The organism is Janthinobacterium sp. BHSEK (genome assembly GCF_056174685.1).
On sequence record NZ_JBWBYV010000129.1, the window covers coordinates 1 to 4,568 of the forward strand.

General features: G+C 64.6%; 7 protein-coding genes. All 7 read left to right on the forward strand.

Annotated elements, in window-relative coordinates; translation table 11 throughout:
- Positions 1-253: 253 nt before the first annotated feature.
- The 7 genes from AC0V2Y_RS27265 to AC0V2Y_RS27295 are packed head-to-tail and all read left to right on the forward strand — an operon-like array spanning position 254 to position 4,529.
- A complete protein-coding gene (locus AC0V2Y_RS27265; RefSeq protein WP_475417844.1) occupies positions 254-631 on the forward strand; it encodes a hypothetical protein in 378 nt (125 codons plus the stop codon).
- Positions 621-2,459 (forward strand): replication endonuclease, encoded by a 1,839-nt coding sequence (locus AC0V2Y_RS27270; RefSeq protein ID WP_475417843.1) that lies wholly within the window; start codon positions 621-623, stop codon positions 2,457-2,459. Before AC0V2Y_RS27265 ends, AC0V2Y_RS27270 begins: the two co-directional genes overlap by 11 nt.
- Positions 2,456-2,608 carry a hypothetical protein gene (locus AC0V2Y_RS27275; RefSeq protein ID WP_170846482.1) on the forward strand — a complete coding sequence of 51 codons (153 nt, stop codon included), beginning with the start codon at positions 2,456-2,458 and terminating at the stop codon, positions 2,606-2,608. The genes AC0V2Y_RS27270 and AC0V2Y_RS27275 overlap by 4 nt, the downstream gene beginning before the upstream one ends.
- Complete coding sequence (locus AC0V2Y_RS27280; protein ID WP_475417842.1) at positions 2,602-2,841, forward strand: hypothetical protein; 240 nt, start codon at positions 2,602-2,604, stop codon at positions 2,839-2,841. The genes AC0V2Y_RS27275 and AC0V2Y_RS27280 overlap by 7 nt, the downstream gene beginning before the upstream one ends.
- Positions 2,838-3,452 (forward strand): hypothetical protein, encoded by a 615-nt coding sequence (locus AC0V2Y_RS27285; protein ID WP_475417841.1) that lies wholly within the window; start codon positions 2,838-2,840, stop codon positions 3,450-3,452. The genes AC0V2Y_RS27280 and AC0V2Y_RS27285 overlap by 4 nt, the downstream gene beginning before the upstream one ends.
- Positions 3,449-4,300: a phosphoadenosine phosphosulfate reductase domain-containing protein gene (locus AC0V2Y_RS27290; protein WP_475417845.1), complete on the forward strand. Its 852-nt coding sequence runs from the start codon at positions 3,449-3,451 to the stop codon at positions 4,298-4,300. The genes AC0V2Y_RS27285 and AC0V2Y_RS27290 overlap by 4 nt, the downstream gene beginning before the upstream one ends.
- Before the next feature lie 16 nt (positions 4,301-4,316).
- Positions 4,317-4,529 (forward strand): hypothetical protein, encoded by a 213-nt coding sequence (locus AC0V2Y_RS27295; protein WP_475417840.1) that lies wholly within the window; start codon positions 4,317-4,319, stop codon positions 4,527-4,529.
- Positions 4,530-4,568: the final 39 nt, after the last annotated feature.

Consider the following 4,568-nt stretch of genomic DNA (forward strand, 5'->3'; position numbering starts at 1 on the left):
TCCCCCCAGCGGTCGACTGCTGCCCAGGTGGCAAGTATGCGGCCATGGTCCATCCAGAGATCGCGCGCCAGGCGCGAATCGGCCTGACTGCCTTGGTATCGCATGCGGACGGAGAAATCCCATGCAGCGGCGATATGGCGGGAGAGCGGTAATGCTGCGCTTGCTCAAAAACTGCGGCGTCTGGCTGCTGTCGCTCTTGATCGTCATCGCCCCTGCCGTGCTGCAGGCCATCGGCGCCATCAAGGACTGAACCATGCCAGCGTCCCTTATCGACAATCACCTGTCGTTCTTGCCGGTGGCGGCCATCCTCGCCGCCCGCGACAGGGACGTGCCGACGCCCCCAGGGGCGCCGGAGGCGCTGGCCGCCATCGCAGCAGCGAAAGCCAGCCTGGCCGAGCGGGCCAGCTTGCGCGCCATCGAGCAGCGGCGTGCCAGCGAGGCGCGCTTTATCGCCCAGGCCTGGGGATTGTCGCCGCGTGGCGCGCGCCGCTCCGTGTTGATCGCCGCCGGCCTGGACGCCGACCGCTGGGAATCGCCCATCCACTCCTTTACCGAGGAAGAGCGCATCGAGCTGCGCGCCGCCACCTCTGCCGCCATCCGTGTGTACGAAAGACTGTTGAATGCAATCTAAACAAATCCTGCTGCCTGCCCCGCAGCGTCACGAAGCCTTCTTGCGATCCGCCCAGTTCGCGCCCGAGCTGGCCCGCATCCCCTACAAATGGCGCAACCGTGTCATCACGGCTGCCATGGCAAAAATGGCCTGGTCGTCCTGGTACAAAGTCTATGAATCCGTCGCCACCGGCTTTGTGCGCGAGTTCGCCGAGCAGTATGTGCCGGCCGGCGTCGACCTGTCGCAAAGCGACGCCGACATCGTGGCCACCGCCGAGCGCGCGGCGGCCGGCGTGACCAAAATGCTGTGGATGGCCGTGTCCGACACGCACGCCTTGCAGATCATGGAAGACGAATGCGCCTCGTATGGCATCGAGCTGCCCGAGTTCGACGCGCTGACCGACACCATCGCCCGCCTGGTGGACGCCCGCTGGTGGCGCCGCCAGTTGCGCAAGCGCGTCAAGCGCGCCTTCGAGGCGGGCAATATCCGCCTGGGCTACGTGAACTATCGCGGCGAACCCTATGCCAGCAACGACGCCGTGCTGTCGCGCCTGGCGCAGAACCGGCGCAACGCGGCAGCGCTGGCCGCCACGCTGGTGCAGAATGAGAACGGCCAACAATTCAGCATCGCCGAGCTGGCCGAGAAGACCACCGCCAACAAGGCCATCCGGCGCGGCGAGCTGATGTTGCGCATCAACGGCTTCGAGCAAATCGCCCGCGAGTGCGGCGACCAGGGCATTTTCATCACCTGGACGTGCCCATCGCGCTTCCATGCCATGCAGCATAGCGGCAAGCCCAACGACAAGTTCGACGGCTCCACGCCGCGCGAGGCGAACGCCTACCTGGGCAAGATGACATCGCTGTGCCGCTCCGCGCTGGCGCGCCGTGGCATCGGCCTGTACGGCTTTCGCATCGCCGAGCCGCACCACGATGGCTGCCCGCACTGGCATCTGCTGCTGTTCGTGCGCCCCACCGCGAAATACAAGACGGCCCACCTGGAGGACGTGGCGGGCCGTGCCATCCGCATCATGAAGCGCTACGCCTGGCGCGTGGACCGTGGCGAACCGGGCGCCTTCGCGCGCCGCCTGGACGTGAAACGCATTGACTGGGCCAAGGGCAGCGCCGCCGGCTACATCGCCAAGTACGTGGCCAAGAACATCGACGGCGTGGCCGAGCACAAAACCAAGGAAGGCTATGTCGTGACGGCCGACACCGAGGGCGATGTCGAGCTGACGCCATCGGCGCGCGTCGAGTCCTGGGCCGCTTGCTGGGGCATCCGGCAATTCCAGCAATGGGGCGGCGCGCCCGTCACCGTATGGCGCGAACTGCGCCGTATCGAGGAAAGCATGCTCAACGAAGCCCCGGCCGCCATGCGCCGCGCCTGGGACGCCGTGCAAAAGATCGACGGCGAAAAGCGCGCCTGCTGGGCCGAATATCTGCGCGCCCAGGGCGGCGCCCTGGTGCCACGCAAGGAACTGGTCGTCACGCTGGCCAAGGACGAAAAGACCGTCATCGGCCGCTACGGCGAAACGCTGCGCACCACGCCCTACGGCGTGCGCTGCAGCGATCTGATTGGTGTGGTCTTCAAGTCCGTGCGCCATACGTGGACGCCGGTACAGGCCACAGGTGGGCGCGGGGTGGCTGTTGGGGTTGCCGTTCCTCGGACTCGTGTAAATAACTGTACGCACCCCTACCGCCCTGCCCCGGCCACGCCGCTGACGGCGCCCGTGCCCAATCTGTCCGACGAGGCAAAAACAGCCGTGATTGCCGCCTGGGCGGCGGTCAACGCCTGTCCGTGGCCCCGGCTGATCGTCCCCGACACCCCACCCCATGAAGGAAATGGCACATGAGCACCTATGCCGTGATCGTTCGCACGCAAACCGAACGCTTTGACTATGCCGCGATTGCCGCTTGCTGCGGCGACGTGATCCTGGACGCCATCGACCGCTACGGCGTGTGCGGCGTTTCTGCCAAATTGAAAGGAAAACCGCAATGCTGAACACCCTGACCAATTCTCCGCGGCAAATCGCCCTGGGCGACCGCGTGACATTCGATACCGACGAAGGCTACCAGGCCGGCACCGTCAACGACCTGCGCCGCGACGTGGGCAATGGCGAGCTGCACGCCTGGGTGGAACTGGACCATCAGTGGCCGGGCATGTTCCGCGCCGTGCCGCTGGGCGCCATCGAGGCGGTCAAGAAGACAACCACGCCTATCGGGTGCCAAGCATGACAGCGGAACGCGCATTACCTGCCGTGGCGGCCTTGTTCGTGCGCGCCAATTCGATCTACAAGACCATGCCGGCGGTGGACGCCTGGGATGCAGAGCGCGACGCCCGCGCCTGGCCGGGTGGCGTGCCGGTGGTGGCGCATCCTCCGTGCCGCTCCTGGGGCACGTTGCGCCACCTGGCCAAGCCGCGCCCGGACGAAAAGGAACTCGCGGTGTGGGCCGTCGCCCAGGTGCGCAAGTTCGGCGGCGTGCTCGAGCACCCGAAGCGCTCGACCCTCTGGCCACACTGCGGCTTGCCAGCGATCGGCGAGCGGGACAAATTTGGCGGCTGGACGCTGCCGATTTTCCAAAGCTCGTTTGGCCACCGCGCGGAAAAGGCCACCTTGCTGTACATCGTCGGCTGTGCGCCAGCTCAAATACCGGCCATGCCCATCGTCCTGGGCGAAGCCTCGCATGTGATCGCCCCGTCTGGTCGCAACCGCGCCGGCGAGCGGCGCCGGAAAGGCGATCCAGGCTGGCGGCCGGAATGCGGCAAGGCAGAACGCGAACACACGCCGGCCGAGCTGGCGCATTGGCTGGTCTCCCTGGCGCGACGCTGCATGGTGCCCGCATGAACAGCCCATTCCTGTTCGACGGCCCTGGCGTCATTTCGTTCAGCGGCGGCCGTACCAGCGGCATGATGCTGTGGATGACGCTTCAAGCCTACGGCGGCACGCTGCCGGCTGACGTCGTGGTGTGCTTCGCCAACACCGGCAAGGAAGAGGAAGCGACCCTTGAATTCGTGCGCGATTGCGGCGAGCGCTGGGGCGTTCCCATCGTCTGGATAGAAAACCGCCCTCGCAATGAAGCGCGTGGCAAGGAATTTGCCATCGTGGACTTTGCTACGGCCAGCCGCCGCGGCGAGCCCTTCGCTGATCTGCACGACGAAAAAAAATTCCTCCCGAATCCTGTCGCGCGCTTTTGCACGGCAGAACTCAAGGTGCGCCCGATGCAGCGCTACTTGAAGTCGATAGGCCTGGTCGAATGGACCACGTTTATCGGCATGCGCGCCGACGAGCCCATGCGCGTGGCGCGGCTATCGACGCAGGACTACGGCAAGCACGAAGTGAAAGAAGCGCCCCTGGCGGCGGCCGGCTTGACCGTGGCTGACGTCAGCGCGTTTTGGGCAACACAAGATTTTGACCTGGGCTTGCCGAACATGAGCGGCAAGACGATGCACGGCAACTGCGATCTGTGCTTCCTGAAAGGCGGCAACCAGGTGCTATCCCTGATCCGCGAAAAGCCCAGCCGTGCGCTGTGGTGGATACAGCAGGAAAAGAACGCCCAAACGGCCGGATCTGGTGCTGGCGGCTGGTTCCGCAAGGACAGGCCCAGCTATCAAGCGATGTATGACATGGCGATGAATCACGGGGAGCTGTTCCCCTTCGATGATGCCTTAACCGATTGTGGATGCACGGATTAAAAGGGGCATAGCAACAATGGACGAATACAAAGAGTTTTGCCGGCGGCGCGACTACCGCAAGCCAGGCACTGAAATTTGCCAACACACCGAAGACGAAGCGTTTGCTCTAGCGACAGCCAACATGCTCGACAGACAGCCAACGCACCAGATGCTGTACGCATTACCGACTGCAGCACGGCCAGAGGCCAATCCGAATAACGATAAAACAACAACTTGGAGTAAAAATTGAGCACTACCGACACTGACCGCATTATCTATCGCCAGGACC